This window comes from Salinispora sp. H7-4 (genome assembly GCF_013416675.1).
Taxonomy (GTDB): Bacteria; Actinomycetota; Actinomycetes; order Mycobacteriales; family Micromonosporaceae; genus Micromonospora; species Micromonospora vitiensis.
Genome location: NZ_JABZED010000007.1, coordinates 135,259 through 154,499 on the forward strand (window position 1 = coordinate 135,259; position 19,241 = coordinate 154,499).

A 19,241-nucleotide genomic window follows, 5' to 3' on the forward strand; every position below is an offset into this window, starting at 1 on the left:
GAACCGGGGACTTCGAGCCATCCGTCCGCCGAACCACGACCGCGTTCCCCGCGGCCAGGTCGCGGGGGCCGATCTCGACGCGGACCGGGTAGCCGCGCAACTCCGCGTCGACCGCACGACGTCCGAAGGGAGTGTCGGTCCGGTCGTCGAGAGCGGCCCGGACGCCGGCATCCCGCAGCGCGTCGTGCAGCCGCGTCGCGGCCTCGCCAACCCCCTCGCCGTCCTTGACGACCATGACGTACGCCTGGACCGGCGCGAGCTTCGGCGGCACCCGCAGGCCGTTGTCGTCACCGTGACACATGATCAGACCACCCAGCATCCGGGTGGAGGTGCCCCACGAGGTGGTCCAGGCGTACTCCCGGCCCCCCTCCGCCGAGGTGTAGCTGATGTCGAAGGCACGGCCGAAGTTCTGCCCCAGCTCGTGGCTGGTGCCCAGCTGGAGCGCCTTGCCGTCGCCCATCATGCCCTCGAGGGTGTAGGTGGCGGTCGCACCGGCGAACCGCTCCCGGGCGGTCTTGAGACCGACCTGCACCGGGATGGCGAGGACGTTGACCAGCAGGTCCTCGTACGCCTCGTGCAGAATCCGCCGCGCGTAGGCGCGGGCGTCCTCGCGGGTCGTGTGCGCGGTGTGCCCCTCCTGCCAGAGGAACTCGCTGGTCCGCAGGAAGATGCGGGGGCGCAGCTCCCAGCGGACCACGTTCGCCCACTGGTTGAGCAGCAACGGCAGGTCCCGGTACGAGTCGACCCACTTGGCCATGAACTCGCCGATGACCGTCTCGCTGGTCGGGCGGACCACGACCGGCTCGGCGAGCTGCTTGCCGCCACCGTGGGTGACCACCGCCAGCTCCGGCGAGAAGCCCTCGACGTGCTCGGCTTCGCGTTTGAGGTGGCCCTCCGGGATGAAGAGCGGGAAGTACGCGTTCTCCGCGCCGGCAGCCTTGATCCGGTTGTCCATCTCGGCCTGCATCCGCTCCCAGATGGCGTAGCCGGCTGGTCGGATCACCATGGTCCCCCGGACCGGGCCGTTGTCGGCCAGCTTCGCCTTGGCGATCAGGTCCTGGTACCAGCGGGGAAAGTCCTCCGCACGGGGAGTGAGCACGCGCGCCATGACCGCACATCCTATGTGCCGCCGGGGCGGTCGCCGTCAGCGGGCGGCCGCTCCACCCCGGGCAACTGACCAACCCGGGTGGATCAGCGCGGGACCCGGCCGCGGCAGACGACCCGGGTGGATCATTGCAGGACCCGGCCGCGGAGGACGACCCGGGCGGGCGACCGGACGACGCGGAGGTCTCGCCGCGGGTCCTGCGGGTAGACGACCAGATCGGCCAGGCCCCCCTCGACCAGGCCGGGGAAGCCGAGCCACTCGCGGGCCTGCCAGGAGGCGGCGGCGAGGACGGCCTCGGCGGGCATCCCGGCCTTCTCGTGCAGCAGCAGCATCTCCTCGGCGGCCAGACCGTGCGCGATGCCACCGCCGGCATCCGTGCCGACGTAGATCGGCACGCCGGCCTGGTGGGCGGCGCGGACCACCTCGGGGAAGCGGTCTCGCAGGGCGAGCATGTGGTCGGCGTAGCTGGGGAACTTCGCCCGCGCCTGATCCGCGATGCCGCCGAAGGTTCGTATGTTGATCATGGTGGGTACGAGTGCGGTGCCCTGCCGGGCCATCACGTCGATCAGGTCCAGGCTCAGGCCCGTGCCGTGCTCCACCGAGTCGACCCCGGCCCGCACCATGATCTCCACGGCGGACTCGGAGAAGGTGTGCACCGCGGCGCGGGCCCCGGCGGCGTGCGCGGCCCGAACCGCGGCGGTCATGGTCTCCGCGTCCCAGGCCGGGGCGAGGTCGCCGACGCCACGATCGATCCAGTCGCCGACCAGCTTGACCCAGCCGTTGCCGGCGTCAGCCTGCGCGGTGACGGTTGCGGCCACCTCTGCCGCGCCGACCTCCACCCCGACGCCGCGCAGGTAGCGCTTCGGTGGGGCGACGTGCCGGCCAGCCCGGGCCAGCCGCGGCAGGTCCGGGGCGTCGTCGAGCTCCGGATACGGGTACGGGGAGCCGGCGTCCCGGATGGCGAGCACCCCGGCATCGCGGTTGACCTGGGCCAACTCGCGGGCCTGGTCGAGCGAGGTGATCGGCGCCCCGCCCCGGGCGATGCCGAGGTGGCAGTGCGCATCGGTCAGGCCGGGGAGCAGAAAGCCACCGTCGGCGATGGTCTCCGCGCCGGCCACCGGCTCGAAGGTCACCCGGTCACCGACCAGCCAGATGTCCCGGACCTCGTCTTCGGGCAGGAGCACACCGCGCACGTGCAAAGCCATACGCTCAGTCCTACCGGATCGCCCGCCGGGGCGCGCGGGCAGCCCACCACCGACGGGCTGCGGCCGGTGCCGGATCAGCCGCGATCGACACCGACCTGCCCGTTTCGACCCCGGTCATCGAGGGCGCTGATCCCCCTTGCCGAGCTTGTTGAAGTCGATCTTCGGGAGCTTGAATCCCGGTGGGAGCCCCTGGCCCGCCAGGTCGTCGGGGCCCAGGCCGGGCGGCAGCTGCGGCATGCCAGCGGGGAAGCCGCCCCGCGCCCCCGTGCCGGCCCGCGACCGACCGCCACCCTTCCCGCCCTTGCGCTTGTTCTTCGGCGACTTGGTCGCCTTTCGGCCGCCCCCGGGCAGGCCCATCATGCCGCCCATCTGCTTCATCATCTTCTGGGCGTCGGTGAAGCGGTTGAGTAGCTGGTTGACGTCCATCACGGTGACCCCGGAGCCGTTGGCGATGCGGGCCCGGCGGGAGCCGTTGATGATCTTCGGATTGGTACGCTCGGCCGGGGTCATCGACCGGATGATCGCGGTGACCCGGTCGAAGTGCTTGTCGTCCACGTCGGCGAGCTGGTCCTTCATCTGCCCCATGCCGGGCATCATGGCCAGCACGTTGGCGATCGGACCCATCCGCCGAACCGCGATGAGCTGGTCGAGGAAGTCCTCCAGGGTGAACTTCTCACCGCCCATCAGCTTGGCGGTCATCTTCTCTTTCTGATCGATGTCGAAGGCCTGTTCGGCCTGTTCGATCAGGGTGAGAACGTCGCCCATGCCGAGGATCCGGCTGGCCATCCGGTCCGGGTGGAAGACATCGAAGTCCTCCAGCTTCTCACCGGTGGAGGCGAAGAGAATCGGCTGGCCGGTGACCTCCCGGACCGACAGCGCGGCACCGCCACGGGCGTCACCGTCGAGCTTGGAGAGGACCACGCCGGTGATGCCGACGCCGTCCCGGAACGCCTCCGCGGTGCGCACCGCGTCCTGGCCGACCATGGCGTCGATGACGAAGATGACCTCGTCCGGGTTGACCGCGTCCCGGATGTCGGCGGCCTGCTGCATCATCTCGGCGTCGATACCGAGGCGGCCGGCCGTGTCCACGATGACGATGTCCCGGGCAGCCCGACGTGCGTGCTCGATCGAGGCGCGAGCCACCTGCACCGGGTCGCCGACGCCGTTGCCGGGCTCCGGGGAGTACACCTCGACGCCGGCGCGACCACCGAGCACCTGGAGCTGCCCGACGGCGTTGGGGCGCTGCAGGTCGGCGGCGACCAGCAGCGGCTGGTGGCCCTGGCCGCGCAGCCAACCGGCCAACTTGCCGGCGAGCGTGGTCTTGCCGGAGCCCTGGAGACCGGCGAGCATGATCACAGTCGGCGGCTGCTTGGCGAACTGAAGCCGCCGCGCCTCGCCGCCGAGGACGTTGACCAACTCCTCGTTGACGATCTTGACGATCTGCTGGGCCGGGTTCAGCGCCTGGGAGACCTCGGCGCCCCGCGCCCGCTCCTTGACTCGCGCGATGAAGCCCTTGACCACCGGCAGCGCCACGTCCGCCTCCAGCAACGCGAGGCGGATCTCGCGGGCGGTGGCGTCGATGTCGGCGTCGGTGAGCCGTCCCTTACCGCGGAGCTTGGTGAAGATCCCGGACAGGCGGTCACTCAAGGTGTCAAACACGCGAACATCCCGTTTGTCAGAGTTCTGGTGAGCACGAGCACGACCGGACGAGCTGTCCAGCCACCGCTAGGGTATCCGGCCCGCGATCCACCCGCTTCCGGCCGGCACACCCGACGCCGCCCGCGTACCCGCCGTCCGGCCGGCGGCCTTCGCCCCCTCATCGCGCCGCAGCCAGGACAGCGGCCGAGATCCGAGCCTGGTCCTCTACGTCCAGCCCGGCGCCGACCAGGTAGAACGCGTCCACAGCCGCAGCACCGAGGGTGGAGATCCGCGCGGCCCGTAGCTGCACTCCCACCTCGTCCAGCGCCGCGCTGACCCGGTGGAGCAGACCGGCGGCGTCGGCCGCCCGCAGCTCCAACACCACCGCGTCGGTGGCCGCCTCCCGGTACCACCGCACCTGGGGTGCCGGCCCCGCGCCACCGACGGCGACGGAGCTGGTGCGTCGGCTGGTGCTACTGGAGGGCGGGGTCCGCTCCCGCAGCCGCTGGACCACCGACCCGTCACCGCTCACGGCCCGGCGCAGGTCGGCGCCGAGCGCTACCGGATCCGGCGCGAGGCCGTACCGGGGTTGGACCCGGAACTCGACCAACGCCCGCCCGGAAACCGTCGAGGCATCCGCGGAGATCACGTCGAGCCGGTGCCGGGCCAGGCAACCGGCCACCGTCGTGAGCAGGCCACGCCGGTGGGCCGCCGCCACCGCCACCTCGTCCCCGGTCAGGCGGACCACCGGCAGCGGGCCGGCGACCAACGCCGGATCCGGTACCGGCGGTTCCGGTAACCGACCGGTGTCCAGGGTGGTACGGACCCGAGCCACCAGATCGGCGACGAGCCGTTCCTTCCAGCGCGACCAGGCGGCCGGGCCGGTGGCCGCCGCGTCGGCCCGGACCAGGGCGTGCAGCAGCTCCAGGGTGCTGGTGTCGACGACCCTCGCCGCCACCCCGGCGACGGTCACCGGATCGGCGAGGTCGCGTCGGGTCGCCACCTCGGGCAGGAGCAGGTGCAGCCGGACCAGCCGCCCGATCAGCGCCACCTCGGCCGCGGGCAGGCCGACCCGGGCGGCGACCACCTCCGCGATCGGCGCGCCGACCTGACTGTGGTCACCCGGTAGCCCCTTGCCCACGTCGTGCAGGAGGGCGCCAAGCAGCAGCAGGTCCGGCCGGTCCACCTCCCGGGTACGCCGGCTGGCCTCGTACGCGGTCTGCACCAGGTGCCGATCGAGGGTGAACCGGTGCACCGGGTGGTGCTGTGGCAGGCTCCGGATCCGGGTCCACTCCGGCAGCCAGCCGTCCACCAGCCCGTACCGGTCGCACGTCTCCCACGCCGGCACCAGCCCCGGCCCCGCACCCAGGAGCGTGACCAGGGCGGTACGCGCCGCGACCGGCCAGGGAGTCGGCAGCGGCGGGCAGTAGGCGGCCAGCCACTCGCAGGTGGCCGCCGCGATCGGCAGCCCGGTGGTCGCCGCCGCCGCGGCGACCCGCAGGGACAGGCTCGGCTCCGGGCGTACCCCGATCACCGCGCGGGCGAGCACCAGTTCACCGTCGTGCTCGACCACGTCCCGGGCCACCGGCCGACGGAGCGGTCGCCCGTCGGCGCCGCGGCGCCGGGCACGGAGCCGGCCGGCCGCCCGGAAGGCGTCGTCCAGGGCGTGGCTGACGGTCCGGGCGTCGTTGGCGACCCGGCGCAGCAGCAGGTCCCCCTCGTCCACCGGCTCCGCCGCCGGGTCGGTTCGCGGCGCACGCAGCCCGAGCAGGGCGGCGACCCCGTCGCGTTCCGGGGCGACCAGCCGGTCCATCCGCCGGCCGGCCCGCAGGTGCAGCGCGTCGCGGGTGTCCAGTAGCCGCAGGTGGGCGGCGCGGACGGCGGGCCGGAGCGCGGTGGTGACGCCGGCACGGGCGATCGCCCGGAGGAGTCCCACGTCGCGAAGCCCACCGGCGGCCTCCTTGAGGTCCCCCTCGAGCAGGAAGGCCAGCTCCCCGTGGGCCGCCCACCGGGCCTCGGTCAGCTCGCGCAGCCCCGGCAGTCGGCGCACCACACTCCGTCGCCAGTGGTCGGCAGCCGAACGAACCAGCCGGTCGGCCAGCGCCTCATCACCCGCGACGAGGCGGGCGTCGAGCAGGCCGAGAGCCACCCGGACATCATCCTGGGCGACCGCGAGGGCCTCGGGGACGGTTCGTACCGAGTGGTCGAGGCGCAGCCCGGCGTCCCAGACCGGATACCAGATGCCGGCGGCCAGCTCGTCCACCTCAGGAACGTCGGCGTGCAGCAGCAGCAGGTCGAGGTCCCCGTACGGGGCGCACTGACGACGGCCGAGCCCACCCACCGCGACCAGTGCGACCCCGTCGGGCCGGGGCAGCAGCCCGGTGAGCCAATCGTCGATGGAGGCCGCCCGGGCAGCCCGCGCGGCGGCGTCGATCCCGCCGGGAGCACCGGTGACCTCGTTGATCAGGAGGCCCGGTCCGGCCGTACGCCTCTTGCTCAACGAGGTCACCGATGTCTCCTCCCGCCGCCGGGGTGCCTACACGGCGTCGAGGCCGCGTTCACCGGTACGGACCCGGACGACCTCCTCGACCGCGGTGACCCACACCTTGCCGTCACCGATCTTGCCGGTCCGGGCGGCGGCGACGACGGCATCGACGATCTTGTCGACATCCAGCTCGTCGGTGAGTACCTCCACCCGGATCTTGGGCAGAAACTCCACCGTGTACTCGGCACCCCGATACACCTCGGTGTGCCCCTTCTGGCGGCCGTAGCCCTGGACCTCGCTCACGGTCAGGCCAGCCACCCCGAGCGCGTGCAGGGCCTCCTTCACCGCGTCCAGCTGGTACGGCTTGATGACCGCGGTCACCAGCTTCATGTCCAACCCCTCCATTCCCGGAACGTTAACCAGCGACCTGCGCGACGGCGGGCCCGCCGCTCACCGCCGACCGCCCGCCGACGGCGCCGACGCGACCTGCTCCGCGGTGCCGGTCCCCTCGGCCGGCTTCCCACCGGCCAGGCCCGCCGCCGCGAACGCGCTGCCGCCGGCCGAGCCGGCGGCGGGCGAGAGGTCGTAGCCGCTCTCGGCGTGCTCGGCGATGTCGATCCCCTCGACCTCGGCCTCCTTGCTGACCCGGAAGCCGATCGTCTTCTCCAGGACGAGGGCGAGGACGAACGCCACCGCGAAGGAGTAGCCGGTGACGATCAACGCGCTGAGCGCCTGGACGCCCAGTTGGGCCACCCCGCCCCCGTAGAAGAGGCCCTCGTCGCTGACCAACGAGCTGACCGACGACGTGCCGAAGAGACCGATCCACAGGCAGCCGATCCAGCCACCGACGAAGTGCACGCCGACGACGTCGAGCGAGTCGTCGAAGCCCAGCCGGTACTTCAGGCTCACCGCCAACGCACAGGCCGCACCGGCGACCAGGCCGAGCAGCACCGCGGCCCACGGCGTGATGAAGGCGCAGGCCGGGGTGATCGCGACCAGCCCGGCGATGGCGCCGGAGGAGGCGCCGACCAGGGTGGGCCGGCCGTCCCTTGCCTTCTCCACCAGCAACCAGCCGAGTACGGCGGCGGCGGTCGCCACCTGGGTGTTGACGAAGGCCAGGCCCGTGGTCAGGTCCGCGGTCAACTCGGAGCCGGCGTTGAAGCCGAACCAGCCGAACCAGAGCAGGCCGGCGCCGAGCGCGACCATGGGGACGTTGTGCGGCTTCATCGTCTCCCGGGGCCAGCCGAGCCGCCGGCCCAGCACCAGCACCAGGGCCAGTGCCGCCGCCCCGGCGTTGATGTGCACCGCGGTCCCACCGGCGAAGTCGAGCGCACCGAGCTCCGCACCGATGAATCCGCCACCCCAGACCCAGTGGGCGACCGGGAAGTAGACCAGACTCGCCCAGCCGACGACGAACAACAGCCAGCCGGAGAACTTGGCCCGGTCGGAGATCGCACCGCTGATCAGGGCAACCGTGATGACCGCGAACATCATCTGGAACGCCATGAAGACGTAGAGCGGGATGCCGGTCTCACCCCACAGGTCGGTCTCCGCCATGAAGGTCTTGGTGCCGAGATACTGGCCGAGGTCGCCGATGACCCCACCCCGGTCCGTGCCGAAGGCGGCGGAGAAGCCGTAGAACAACCAGAGAATGCTGACGAGCCCGATCGCGGAAAAGCTCATCATAATCATATTGAGGACGCCCTTGGCCCGGTTCAGGCCGCCGTAGAAAAGCGCCAGTCCGGGCGTCATGAGCAACACGATCGCGCTCGACACCAACAACCACGCGGTGTTGCCGGTGTCGATGGTCGGTGCTTCGGGCACGCTGGCCTCCTAAGGTGAAGTTCCCTCCCTGACGGCTTCCGCGGCAGCACTGCCCGTCCACCGGTCCTCCGAAGCCTGCTCGTTCCCTGTTTCCTGCAACGTCACCCGTCGATTTCCAATCGATGACGACTTGTTTCGTATGTGTGAAGCGGGCCTCGACCAACCGAACGGAGGATGCCGCGACCAGCCGATCGCCGGCCCGGTACACCCCAGGGCCGGGCCCACGCGGGACCCCTGCCTTGTTGACCCAGCACATCAGGGGCCCCGTTCCCGCCGGAAAACCGGCGGGAACGGGGCCCCTGGTGGATCCGACGCCTCCGGCCCGCTACCCGGAACAGCCGGGTACGTTGACGCAGTTGTTCGGCCGGTTCTTCGCCACGATGGTGCCGGTGGCGGTGTTCAGGTTCACCGTTCCACCCACCTCGTTGAAGATACCGCCGCCGTCGGTGACAGCGATGTTCTTGACGACCTTGGAGGTGAACAGGGTGGCCATACCGGTGGCGGAGTTGAAGATTCCACCGCCCTCCTCACCCGCCTGGTTGCCGGCGACTGACGTCCGCCGTAGTACCACCTGCCCAGCGTTGAGGATTCCCCCACCGTCGGTGGCAGCGGTGTTGCCCTCGATCCGGCTGTCCTCGAGGACCGCCACGGGGGACACCGGAAGCCCCGGTGCAACGAAGAGCCCGCCCGCGGTGAAATCGGTCGCGGTGTTGTTGATGATGCCGACACGGCGCATCGTGGTCTGACCGAATACCGCGACGCCCCCCGTCTCGCCGGCGGTGTTGTCCGCAATCTTCGAATCGGCGACGTAGCCGACCCCCTCCAGTTGCATGCCTCCGATACTGTTCTCGGCCTGGTTTCCCGTGATGGAGCTGTGTTCAATGCGGATCGCAGCGCCGGGGGCGCTTCCAATACCAGCCGCATTGCTGGCCGTATTCTTGTCCACCCGTGAGGACCTGACGGTGAGCTGACCCGTGGTGTAGACACCACCACCATTCACGGCCGCGATGTTGCGGCTGATGCTGGAGTGTTCGACAACAACGGTTCCGCTGTTGGCCACACCTCCACCGTTCTGGTCGGACACGTTGCTCACGACCCCGACATGCTTGAGGGTGGCGCGGCCGCCCGCGTTCACCAGGAGGCCACCACCGTCGCCTCCGTCAGTCTGCCCGCCGGTAACGGTGAGGTGTTTGAGGGTGAGGTCACCACCGACGTCCACGGCGAGAATTCGGAACGGGTCGACCGCGGCGGCGCGTTTGATGATGGTGTGTTTTCCGCCGTTGAGGGTGATCGGGGTGGTGATGGTGGGGAGGCCGGCATCGTCGAGTTCGGCGGTGAGCAGATAGGTGCAGTCCTTGGCGAGGTCGAGGACAGCACCGCCGCGGGCGTTGGCGAGGGTGATCGCGGCGATCAGTTTGTCCGCGTCGCAGGGAACGGGGATGCCCGTCGGGTGGTCTCCCTTGGTGGCACCAGGGCGCCCGTCCGCGCCAGCAGCGGAGGCGGCGACGCCAATGGTGGCGGTGAGGGCCAGGCCGGTCACACCGGCGAGCCCGAAGGCCCACCATCGTGATCTCGCCCGACCCCGGTCGGGGCGAGCAGGTGCATGGGTGCGGTGCTGATGGTTCATGTCGTTTCGGTGTCCCTTCCCCCGTCATGGACGAGGAACGCACCGTCCGGGTAGCCCGGTTGGCGTTCCTCGGCTACCAGGCAGGCAGTAGCAGCCACCACCGAGCAAAACCGACATCAAGCCCAAATAAACATGAATACGAAAAAACTCCCCATATGAACTAGCAGGTGCTCACCGGCACGACTACCCCGGAGCCCGAAGCGCGTCCTCAAGGAGGTGCTGCTCGTAGTCGAGCAGGCGCAGGTCCCGCAGCGGGCGACGGAGGTGCCCACGGTTGACGATCCGCACGAAAGCCGGGTCACCGGCAGCGGCCATCCGCCGGATACCCTCCACGTGGTCGACGATCCGCTTGCGGATGGTACGGACCAGCCGATGCCGGTCGCGCGGGATGAGCCCGTACGCGTCGGCGAAGAGCCGCAGCCGCCGTGGCCGGTCCGGACGCTGCCACCCGAGGGTGATCGAGTCCCGGTCGGCGAAGACCGGCACCCAGGTCCACGCCGCGTAGGCGACGTCGTAGATGCGGGAGCCCGGCGAGGCGAGATCAAAATCGATCATTCCGAGGGTGCCGTCCGGGCGCCAGATCACGTTGTGCGGTGCGGCGTCGTGATGGCAGATCACCTCGTTCTCCGGCGACGGCCCGAAGGAACGCCACACCGCCCCTTCCGGCAGAACGAAGCCATACTGCGCGTCGTGAAACATCCGCAGCATCGTGGCGACCGTCACCAGCGCCTCGTCGGTGACCCAGTGCGGGGCCAGCGGGTACTCCCCGCACTCCCCCTCCAGGTACGACAGCACCTCACGGTTACGCTCATCCATCCCCAGAGCCCGGGGCGCGCCGGTGAAGCCCACGTGTTCCAGGTGCCGCAGCAGGGCGTGCACCGACGGGGTCCACGGGCCGGCGTTGCGCCGGACCGTGTCCCCGACCCGGACCACCGTGCTCACATTGCCGCCGCGCAGCGGGATCTCCTGGGCCAGCACATAGGGCCGCCCGAGGCGGGAGGTCGGGCGACGCGGGTCGCGCCACCCGGGGTGAGCGCGATCGTTGGTCATCACCGTGGCGTTACGCGTCCGACCCGGCCTCGGCGCCCAGCAACGCGTCCACGAACTGCGCGGGGTCGAACGGAGCCAGATCGTCCTTCCCCTCGCCGAGACCGACCAGCTTCACCGGGATGCCCAGCTTGCGCTGCACGGAGATCACGATGCCGCCCTTGGCGGTGCCGTCGAGCTTGGTGAGCGCGACGCCGGTCACGTCGACCGCCTCGGTGAAGACCCGCGCCTGCTCCAAACCGTTCTGGCCGGTGGTGGCGTCGAGGATCAGCAGCGTCTCGTCGATCGGGCCATGCTTCTCCACCACCCGCTTGACCTTGCCCAGCTCGTCCATCAGGCCGACCTTGTTCTGCAGCCGGCCGGCGGTGTCGACCAACACCGTGTCCACCCCGGTCTCGATCCCGCGTTTGACCGCGTCAAAGGCGACGCTGGCCGGATCTGCCCCCTCCGGACCCCGGACGGTCTCCGCCCCGACCCGGCCGGCCCAGGTCTCCAGCTGGTCCGCGGCGGCGGCGCGGAACGTGTCGGCCGCGCCAAGGATCACACTCCGGCCATCCGCCACCAGCACCCGAGCGACCTTGCCACAGGTGGTGGTCTTCCCAGCCCCGTTGACCCCCACCACCAACAGCACCGCCGGCACGCCGTCCTTCGGCGCCGTGTGCAGGGCGCGGTCCAGCTCCGGGTCGAGGGCGTTGACCAGCTCGGCGGCGAGCAGCGCACGCAGCTCGGCGACGGTACGGGTACCGAGCACCCGGGTCCGCTCGCGGAGCCGGTCAACAATCTCCCGGGTGGAGTCGATGCCGACGTCCGCGGTGATCAGGCTGTCCTCGATCTCCTCCCAGGTCTCCTCGTCGAGACGGTCCCGGCTGAGCAGGCCCAACAGCCCCTTGCCGAACACGCTCTGCGAGCGGGACAGCCGGGAGCGAAGCCGAACCAACCGGCCGGCGGTCGGCTCCGGGACCTCCACCGGGACCTCCGGCACCTGCACCGGGGGAGCTGGCGGCGGCTCGACCAGGATCCCGGCGGGCGGCTCCGCCTCGACCGCCTCGACCGGCGGTCCGGCAAGGTCCTCCTCGGCGCGGGTCTCCACCTCCGTCGTCGGCAACGGGGGCTCCCGACGGCGACGCAGCTTCGGTGCCACCAGCCCGACGGTGCCGAGAATCAGCACGCCGAGCAGGGCGAGTGCGATGAGGAGGTAATCCGTCATGCCCGAAATCCTGTCAGACGCGGGCGACCGCGTCTGCACCACCGCACCCCCACCGGAAACCGGCGGGCAATAGGCTCATCCGCACCCACTGCTACGCCCGCCGGCCGGGCAGCAGGGACGACACGCTCATCGGGAGGACCACCATGCCCGCCGCAGACCTGCTCGTCGGCCCGCTGCTCCGCCGGGTGGTCGGCATGCAGGCCACCATCTGGGTGGAGACCAGCGCCCCGGCGACCGTCACCGTCCGTACCGCCGACGGCGCCACCGGCACCGCACCCACCTTCTCCGCCTACCAACACCACTACGCCCTCGTCGTGGTCTCCGGGCTGACCCCCGACACCGCCAGCAGCTACGAGGTACTGCTCGACGGGGAGCCGGTCTGGCCACTGCCCGGCCCGTACCGGCCCAGCGTCATCCGTACCCGGGCCGCCGACGACCAGGACCAGCCGGTACGCCTGGTGTTCGGCTCGTGCCGGGAAGCCACCCAGCACGCCACCGGCCGCGAACTGCCCCCGGACGCGCTCGACGCGTACGCCCGCGGGCTGGCCGCCACCGGCGACCCGGCGGACCTGCCCGACCTGCTGGTGCTCCTCGGTGACCAGGTGTATGCCGACGAGACCTCACCGACCGTACGACGGCTGCTGCGGCGGCGGCGTCGGCGGCCGGTGGGCTCGCCGGTGGACCAGGTGGTCAGCTTCGACGAGTACACCAAGCTCTACCTGGAGTCGTGGTGCGCCCCGGAGACCCGCTGGCTGCTCTCCACCGTGCCGAGCGTCATGATCTTCGACGACCACGAGGTCGTGGATGACTGGAACACCTCCGCCGCCTGGCGCGCCCACGCCCGCGCCCAGCCCTGGTGGGGCGAACGCATCAGCAGCGGGCTCGCCTCCTACTGGGTCTACCAGCACCTCGGCAACCTCGCCCCGGCGGAGATCGCGGCCGACCCGCTCTACGCGAAGGTGACCGCGGCCGAGGACGCCACCGACACGCTCCGCGAATTCGGTCACCAGGTCGACCGGGAATCCGACCTCGCGCCCGCCCCCCACCGGTGGCGGGCGGTGCGGTACCGGTGGAGCTTCGCGCTCGATGTCGGCCGGACCCGCCTGGTCATGCTCGACAACCGGTGCGGCCGGGTGCTGGAGCCGGGTCGGCGGGCGATGCTACCGCCGGGCGAGTGGTCCTGGCTGGTCGACCAGGCCCACGGCAGCTACGACCACCTGGTCGTGGGCTCGTCCCTGCCCTGGCTGCTGCCGCCCGGCATCCACCACGTGGAGGCGTGGAACGAGGTGCTCGCCGACTCGCACCGGCACTGGGTGGCCGACGCGGCGGAGAAGCTGCGCCGCGCTGTCGACCTCGAGCACTGGGCGGCGTTCCGGCGCTCCTTCGACGCGCTCGGCGCCCTCTTCGCCCGCATCGGTGGCGGCGCATCGGACGAAGCGACCCGGCCGCGCCGCGAGCCGGGGCAGCCGGGTGAGCCGGCGTCGATCAGTGTCCTCAGCGGCGACGTGCACCACTCGTACGTGGCCCGGGCCCGGTTCGCCGATCCCGCGGTGGTCACCCCCGTACACCAGCTCACCTGCTCCCCGCTGCACAACCAGGTGCCGGACGCGATGCGCCTACCGCTACGGCTGGGCTGGTCACCCGCCCTGGCCATGGCCGCCCGAGCGCTGTCCCGCACCGCCGGGACCGGCCGGCCGGCGCTGCGCTGGACGAAGCTGGCCGGCCCGTACTTCGGCAACGCCATCGGCACCCTGCGACACGACGGGCGGACGGCCGAGGTGACAATCGCGGGCACCACCAGCGCGGGTGGGCTGCAGGAGGTGATGCGCCACCAGCTCACCAGCGGCTGATACCGGCCAACACCGAAGGCGGTCCCGGCTCGCCGGACGGCGCCGGTCCGGTCCAGTCGCGCCGGCAGGGGCCCTCGCCGGGGTAGTGCGCTCGTCCCGGACCCGCTGCGCGAGGATACGGGCATGATCTGGAAAGCACCTGAGATCGACCGCCGGCACGAGCCCGACCTCGGCGCGGAACGCGCCCTGCTAACCGGCTGGCTCGACTACCACCGGGACACCCTGCTGCACAAGTGCGCGGGCCTGACCGCCGACCAGCTACGCACCGCGAGCATCGCACCGTCCCCGCTCTCCCTCCTCGGCCTGGTTCGGCACCTGACCTACGTCGAGCGGGCGTGGTTCCGGCAGCGCTTCGCCGGGCAGGACCTGCCCGACCTGTTCGACTTCACCGCCGATCCGGACGCGGAGTTCCGGGTGGAGACCGCCGACCCGGAGGCGGATTTCGCGGCCTTCCGGGCCGAGATCGCGGCCGCCGACGCCGCCGCCGCCGGGCGCGACCTCGACGAGGAGTTCACGATGCGCCGGCGGGACGGCAGCAGCTACCAGCACAGCCTGCGCTGGGTCTACCTCCACATGATCGAGGAGTACGCCCGGCACAACGGCCACGCCGACCTGATCCGGGAACGCCTCGACGGCGTCACCGGAGACTGATCGTCAGCCGGCCGGGGCCAGGGCGGCCCGCAGGTATCGCAGGTCGCCGGGGCCGCTCCAGCGGTGCGCCGACAGGCCGGCCACCCGGGCCCCCGCGACCACCCGGTCGTTGTCGTCAACGAGCAGCACCCGCGACGGCGAGGTACGCAGCGCCTCGCAGGCCGCCTCGAAGTACTCCTTCGCCGGCTTGTGCGTGCCGACGACCGACGAGTTGACCACGACATCCAGCTCACCCTCGAGCCCGAGGGCGGCAAGGTCGGCATCGAGTACGTCGGTGGCGTTCGTGGCGAGCCCGACCGGGACCCCGGAGGCCCGTACCTCCCGGACGAACGTCAGCACCTGCGGGTCGACCTCGCCCCGGTAGCGCTGCCACTCGTTCACCGCCGCCTGCGCCTGCTGCTCCCCCACCGACGGGGTCAGCGCCGCGGCCACGCTGGCCATCCACTCGGCGTGGCTCACCCGGCCGGTCAGTACCGGCTGGAGCAACCCCCAGGACATCGCGATCTCGTCGAGGACACCCTCGGTGAGCCCGTACGCCCGCTCGACGCCGGCGGCGACCGCCGGGTCCCAGCGGCGCAGCACCCCATCGAAGTCCACCAACAACGCCGTCGCCCGTTCCCGACTCACTCGCTATCCTCCTGCCCGCCCCCGGCTCGGTCGAGCCGCTGGCTGATTACCTGGGTAACCCCGTTTCGCATGGTCACGCCGTAGAGCGCGTCCGCGACCTCCATCGTCCGCTTCTGGTGCGTGATGACGATCAGCTGGCTCTTCTCCCGCAGCTGCGTGAGCAGCGTGAGCAGCCGGCCCAGGTTCACGTCATCGAGCGCCGCCTCCACCTCGTCCATGATGTAGAAGGGGCTCGGTCGGGCCCGGAAGATCGCCACCAGCATCGCCACCGCGGTCAGCGACCGCTCCCCGCCGGAGAGCAGCGACAACCGTTTGATCTTTTTACTCGGCGGGCGGGCCTCCACCTCGATGCCGGTGGTGAGCAGGTCGTCCGGATCGGTGAGGACCAGCCGCCCCGCGCCGCCGGGGAAGAGCACGCCGAAGACCTGTTCAAACTCCCGGGCGGTGTCGGCGAAGGCGCTGGCGAAGACCGCCAGGATCCGGTCGTCCACATCCTTGACCACGGTCAACAGGTCCCGCCGGGTGGCCTTCAGGTCCTCCAGCTGCTCGGTCAGGAACTTGTACCGCTCCTCCAGCGCCGCGAACTCCTCCAGCGCGAGGGGATTGACCTTACCGAGCAGGGTCAACTCCCGCTCCGCCTTGGCGGCGCGCTTCTCCTGCACCGCCCGCTCGTACCCGACCGGCTCGGGCACCGGCTGGCCGTCCCGTTCCGCGGCGGCCACCTCGGCGTCGGTCGGCGGAACCGGCTGGTCCGGACCGTACTCGGCGATCAGGGTCGCCAGGTCCAGGCCGAAGTCCTCGGCCGCCTTCGCCTCCAGCTGCTCGATCCGCAGCCGTTGCTCGGCGCGGGCGACCTCGTCCCGATGCACCTGGCCGGTCAGCCGCTCCAGCTCCGCCCCGAGCCGCTTCGCGGCGCCGCGCACCTCGGCGAGCTCGGCCTCCCGGGCCGCGCGCTGGCTGGCCACGGCATCCCGCTGCTGCGCCGCCTGGCCGATGGAGACCTCGAGCCGGGCCAGCGCCGTGTGCGCTCCGGCGGCCACCGCCCCGGCGACCGCGGCGCCCCGGGTACGTACCGCCCGCCGTGCCGCCGCCCGCTCCCGGGCGGCCCGCTCCGCCGTGGCCTGCCGGCGTAGCGAGTCGGCCCGGCCGGCGATCGAGGAGACCCGCTCCTCGGCGGTACGCACCGCCAGCCGTACCTCCATCTCGTTCTGCCGGGATCGGGGGAGGGCCGCGGCGAGCTCGTCGCGCTCCTCGGTGGAGGGTTCGACGTCCACCGGCGCCGCCTCGGCCAGCCGCAGCCGCTCGGCCAGCTCGGCCAGGCTGGTGAGGTCCCGCTCGCGGGCCTCGACGGCGCGGGAGCGGGCCGCACCGAGGCGTTCGGTCTCGGCCTGCGCCGAGCGGGCCGCGGCCCCCAGTTCGGCGAGGCGGCGAGCGGCGGCGTTGCGGTGCCCCTCAGCCTCCCGCTTCGCGGCGGCGGCCTGCTGCACCGCCTCCTTCGCCACCGCCACCTCGGCCCGGGCCTGCACCAGCTGCTCGCGCAGCTGCGCGGCGGTCTCCTCGGCGGCGACGCGACGGGTCCGCGCCTCCTCCACGGCGGCCTGCACCTCGATGAAGCTCGGCGCCTTGGCCGACCCGCCGGCGGCGGCGTAGGCCCCGAGCACGTCCCCCTCCGGGGTCACCGCCCGCAGCTCGGAGTTGTCGCCGATGACCTCGGCGGCGGTGGCGAGGTCGGGGACGAGGACGACATCCCGCAGTGCCCGGTGTACCGCCGGACGGATCTGCGGGTCACACTCCACGAGGTCCGGCGCCCACTGGGCCCGGTCCGGCAGCTTGGGGCGCAGCGCGTCGGCCGGGCCGGTCATGCCGGGGCCGGCCGGGCTGCCCACCAGCAGACCAGCGCGACCAGCGTCGGAGATCTTCAGTAGCCGGATCGCTTCGGCCGCCTCGTCCACACCGCTGACCACGACGGCGTCGGCGAGCCCATCCAACGCGGCCGCGAGCGCGGATTCGTGCCCGGGCGCGACGGTGAGCAGCCCGGAGAGGCCGCCGAGCAGCCCCGGCACCTCACCCGCGCGAGCCAGCAGGGCGCCCGCGCCATCCTTTCGGCGCAGGCCCAGGGCGAGCGCCTCCTCGCGGGCCTTCCAGGTGGCGGTTTCCTTCTCCGCGGATCGCTCGGCGTCGCTGCACGACCGGACCCCCGCCTGCGCCTGCTCCTGGGCGGCGACCGCCTCGGCGTGGCGGGCGTCCAGGCCGGCGTTGTCCCGATCGGCCTCGGTGGACTGCTCCGCCACGGCGTCCAGCTCGGCCTGGGCCCGCTCCGCCCGGGCCGAAGCGTCGGCGTACGCGGTGCTGAGGCGCTCGATCTCCTCACCGGCGGTGGCCGTACGGGCGCGGGCGGAGTTGACCTGCCCCGCCAGCCGGGCCAGCCCCTCCCGCCGGTCGGCGATGGCCTTCGCCGCCGTCACCAGTGCCCGCTCGGCGGCGGCGAGCTGCCGCTCCAGCTCCTGGCGGTGCTCCACCGCCTCGGCCAGCCGGACCTGGTCGTCGGTGAGTGCCGCGCGGAGCTCCTCCTCCTGCTCGCGGACGTGCTCCGCCTCCGCCTCCAGCTGGTCCGGGTCACGCCCCGGCCGCTCATCGTCCGGCGTGGCACTCAGGTGGCGCCGCCGCTCCCGGGCCAGCTGCTCCATGGACCGGAATCGCTCCTGCAGGGCGGAGAGCCGGTACCAGGTGTCCTGGGCGGCGGCGAGCAGCGGGGCGTCCTCGGCGAGCGCCGCCTCCAGCTCGCCGAGGCGGGCCTGCACCTCGGCATGCTCGGCCTCGGTTCGCTCGCGCCGCTCGCGCAGCGCGGTCTCATCCGCGATCTCCTTGGCCAGGGTGCTGCGCAGGGTGGCGAGGTCGTCGGCGAGCAGTCGGAGCCGGGAGTCCCGCAGGTTCGCCTGGATAACCGCGGCCCGGCGGGCCACCTCGGCCTGCCGGCCGAGTGGCTTGAGCTGGCGGCGCAGTTCGGCGGTGAGGTCGGTGAGCCGGTTGAGGTTGGTCTGCATCGCGTCGAGCTTCCGCAGCGCCTTCTCCTTGCGCTTACGGTGTTTGAGGACGCCGGCCGCCTCCTCGATGAAGGCCCGCCGGTCTTCCGGCTTGGCATGCAGCATGCCGTCGAGCCGACCCTGCCCGACGATGATGTGCATCTCCCGGCCGATGCCGGAGTCGCTGAGCAGCTCCTGAATGTCGAGCAACCGACAGGAGTCGCCGTTGATCTCATACTCGCTCTCGCCGGAGCGGAACATCCGGCGGGTGATCGAAACCTCGGTGTACTCGATGGGCAGCGCGCCGTCGGTGTTGTCGATGGTGAGGGTCACCTCGGCCCGGCCCAGCGGTGCCCGCCCGGCGGTGCCGGCGAAGATGACATCTTCCATCTTGCCGCCCCGCAGTGCCTTCGCGCCCTGCTCGCCGAGGACCCAGGCGATAGCGTCGACAACGTTCGACTTGCCGGAGCCGTTCGGACCCACCACGCAGGTGATGCCCGGCTCCAGCTTCAGTGTCGTCGCTGAGGCGAAGGACTTGAAGCCCTTGACCGTCAGGCTCTTGAGATACACCTTCTCGATCCTCGTCCGGTGGCCGCCGTACCGTCGCCCGGCCGCGCGGACCTGGTGAACCCGCAGACTAACCCGCAGTCGGCAGCCACCGCGCACGCGACCCGCCTGCGGCGCCACCGCCGGGCAGCTCCGATTCAGGTTTTCCCGCCCGAGCCGAGCGGGACGCGCGGTGACTCGGGGCCTTGATTCGACGTCCCCGGCACCGAATCAGCTGCCGGACCGCACAGGTGACGGGAGGCACAGGTGACGGGAGGCACAGGTGCCGACGTACCCGGATGGCGATGCGCACCGGGTGCCGGGGGTACACAGAACCGCGCGCCGGCACGGTCGTGTCGGCGCGCTTCTTGCCTGGTGCGATTCGGTTTTTTCCGGACTGCGGACC

General features: G+C 71.8%; 13 protein-coding genes. 2 read left to right on the forward strand and 11 right to left on the reverse strand.

Annotated features, from left to right (window positions below; all coding sequences use genetic code 11):
• From proS to ftsY, 9 genes are all read right to left on the reverse strand, one after another.
• Window positions 1-1,108: proline--tRNA ligase (gene proS, locus H0524_RS08500; RefSeq protein WP_180198156.1), on the reverse strand; the 1,108-nt coding region annotated here is incomplete at its 3' end.
• A 122-nt stretch (window positions 1,109-1,230) separates the two neighbouring features.
• A complete protein-coding gene (locus H0524_RS08505) occupies window positions 1,231-2,310 on the reverse strand; it encodes an amidohydrolase family protein (RefSeq protein WP_180198157.1) in 1,080 nt (359 codons plus the stop codon).
• 114 nt (window positions 2,311-2,424) lie between these two features.
• Window positions 2,425-3,969, reverse strand: coding sequence for a signal recognition particle protein (gene ffh, locus H0524_RS08510; RefSeq protein ID WP_018725952.1), 1,545 nt, complete (start codon window positions 3,967-3,969; stop codon window positions 2,425-2,427).
• 157 nt (window positions 3,970-4,126) lie between these two features.
• Window positions 4,127-6,457 carry a [protein-PII] uridylyltransferase gene (locus H0524_RS08515; RefSeq protein ID WP_180198158.1) on the reverse strand — a complete coding sequence of 777 codons (2,331 nt, stop codon included), beginning with the start codon at window positions 6,455-6,457 and terminating at the stop codon, window positions 4,127-4,129.
• 27 nt (window positions 6,458-6,484) lie between these two features.
• A complete protein-coding gene (locus H0524_RS08520; RefSeq protein ID WP_180198442.1) occupies window positions 6,485-6,823 on the reverse strand; it encodes a P-II family nitrogen regulator in 339 nt (112 codons plus the stop codon).
• A gap of 60 nt (window positions 6,824-6,883) precedes the next feature.
• Window positions 6,884-8,257, reverse strand: coding sequence for an ammonium transporter (locus H0524_RS08525; RefSeq protein ID WP_180198159.1), 1,374 nt, complete (start codon window positions 8,255-8,257; stop codon window positions 6,884-6,886).
• A gap of 325 nt (window positions 8,258-8,582) precedes the next feature.
• Window positions 8,583-9,797, reverse strand: a complete 1,215-nt coding sequence (locus H0524_RS08530) for a right-handed parallel beta-helix repeat-containing protein (RefSeq protein ID WP_180198443.1) — start codon at window positions 9,795-9,797, stop codon at window positions 8,583-8,585.
• Between the two features lie 270 nt (window positions 9,798-10,067).
• Window positions 10,068-10,934, reverse strand: coding sequence for an aminoglycoside phosphotransferase family protein (locus H0524_RS08535; protein WP_026322448.1), 867 nt, complete (start codon window positions 10,932-10,934; stop codon window positions 10,068-10,070).
• Between the two features lie 10 nt (window positions 10,935-10,944).
• Window positions 10,945-12,138, reverse strand: a complete 1,194-nt coding sequence (gene ftsY / locus H0524_RS08540; RefSeq protein ID WP_180198160.1) for a signal recognition particle-docking protein FtsY — start codon at window positions 12,136-12,138, stop codon at window positions 10,945-10,947.
• 143 nt (window positions 12,139-12,281) lie between these two features.
• Here ftsY and H0524_RS08545 point away from each other — a divergent pair, with 143 nt between their 5' ends.
• Window positions 12,282-13,988, forward strand: coding sequence for an alkaline phosphatase D family protein (locus H0524_RS08545; protein ID WP_180198161.1), 1,707 nt, complete (start codon window positions 12,282-12,284; stop codon window positions 13,986-13,988).
• 123 nt (window positions 13,989-14,111) lie between these two features.
• Entirely contained in the window at window positions 14,112-14,639 is a 528-nt protein-coding gene (locus tag H0524_RS08550) for a DinB family protein (RefSeq protein ID WP_180198162.1), read from the forward strand.
• Window positions 14,640-14,642: 3 nt separating this feature from the next.
• Here the strand turns inward: H0524_RS08550 and H0524_RS08555 are convergent, their stop codons facing one another.
• Together H0524_RS08555 and smc are read right to left on the reverse strand one after the other, a co-directional pair.
• Entirely contained in the window at window positions 14,643-15,266 is a 624-nt protein-coding gene (locus H0524_RS08555) for an HAD family hydrolase (RefSeq protein ID WP_180198163.1), read from the reverse strand.
• A complete protein-coding gene (smc, locus tag H0524_RS08560) occupies window positions 15,263-18,859 on the reverse strand; it encodes a chromosome segregation protein SMC (RefSeq protein ID WP_180198164.1) in 3,597 nt (1,198 codons plus the stop codon). Before smc ends, H0524_RS08555 begins: the two co-directional genes overlap by 4 nt.
• Window positions 18,860-19,241 lie beyond the last annotated feature (382 nt).

What these genes read in the sequence shown, in the direction of transcription:
- H0524_RS08520 (WP_180198442.1), bottom strand. Translation starts at nt 6,823, where the DNA reads ATGAAGCTGGTGACCGCGGTCATCAAGCCGTACCAGCTGGACGCGGTG.
- H0524_RS08535 (WP_026322448.1), bottom strand. Translation starts at nt 10,934, where the DNA reads ATGACCAACGATCGCGCTCACCCCGGGTGGCGCGACCCGCGTCGCCCG.
- H0524_RS08545 (WP_180198161.1), top strand. Translation starts at nt 12,282, where the DNA reads ATGCCCGCCGCAGACCTGCTCGTCGGCCCGCTGCTCCGCCGGGTGGTC.
- H0524_RS08505 (WP_180198157.1), bottom strand. Translation starts at nt 2,310, where the DNA reads ATGGCTTTGCACGTGCGCGGTGTGCTCCTGCCCGAAGACGAGGTCCGG.
- ftsY (WP_180198160.1), bottom strand. Translation starts at nt 12,138, where the DNA reads ATGACGGATTACCTCCTCATCGCACTCGCCCTGCTCGGCGTGCTGATT.
- H0524_RS08550 (WP_180198162.1), top strand. Translation starts at nt 14,112, where the DNA reads ATGATCTGGAAAGCACCTGAGATCGACCGCCGGCACGAGCCCGACCTC.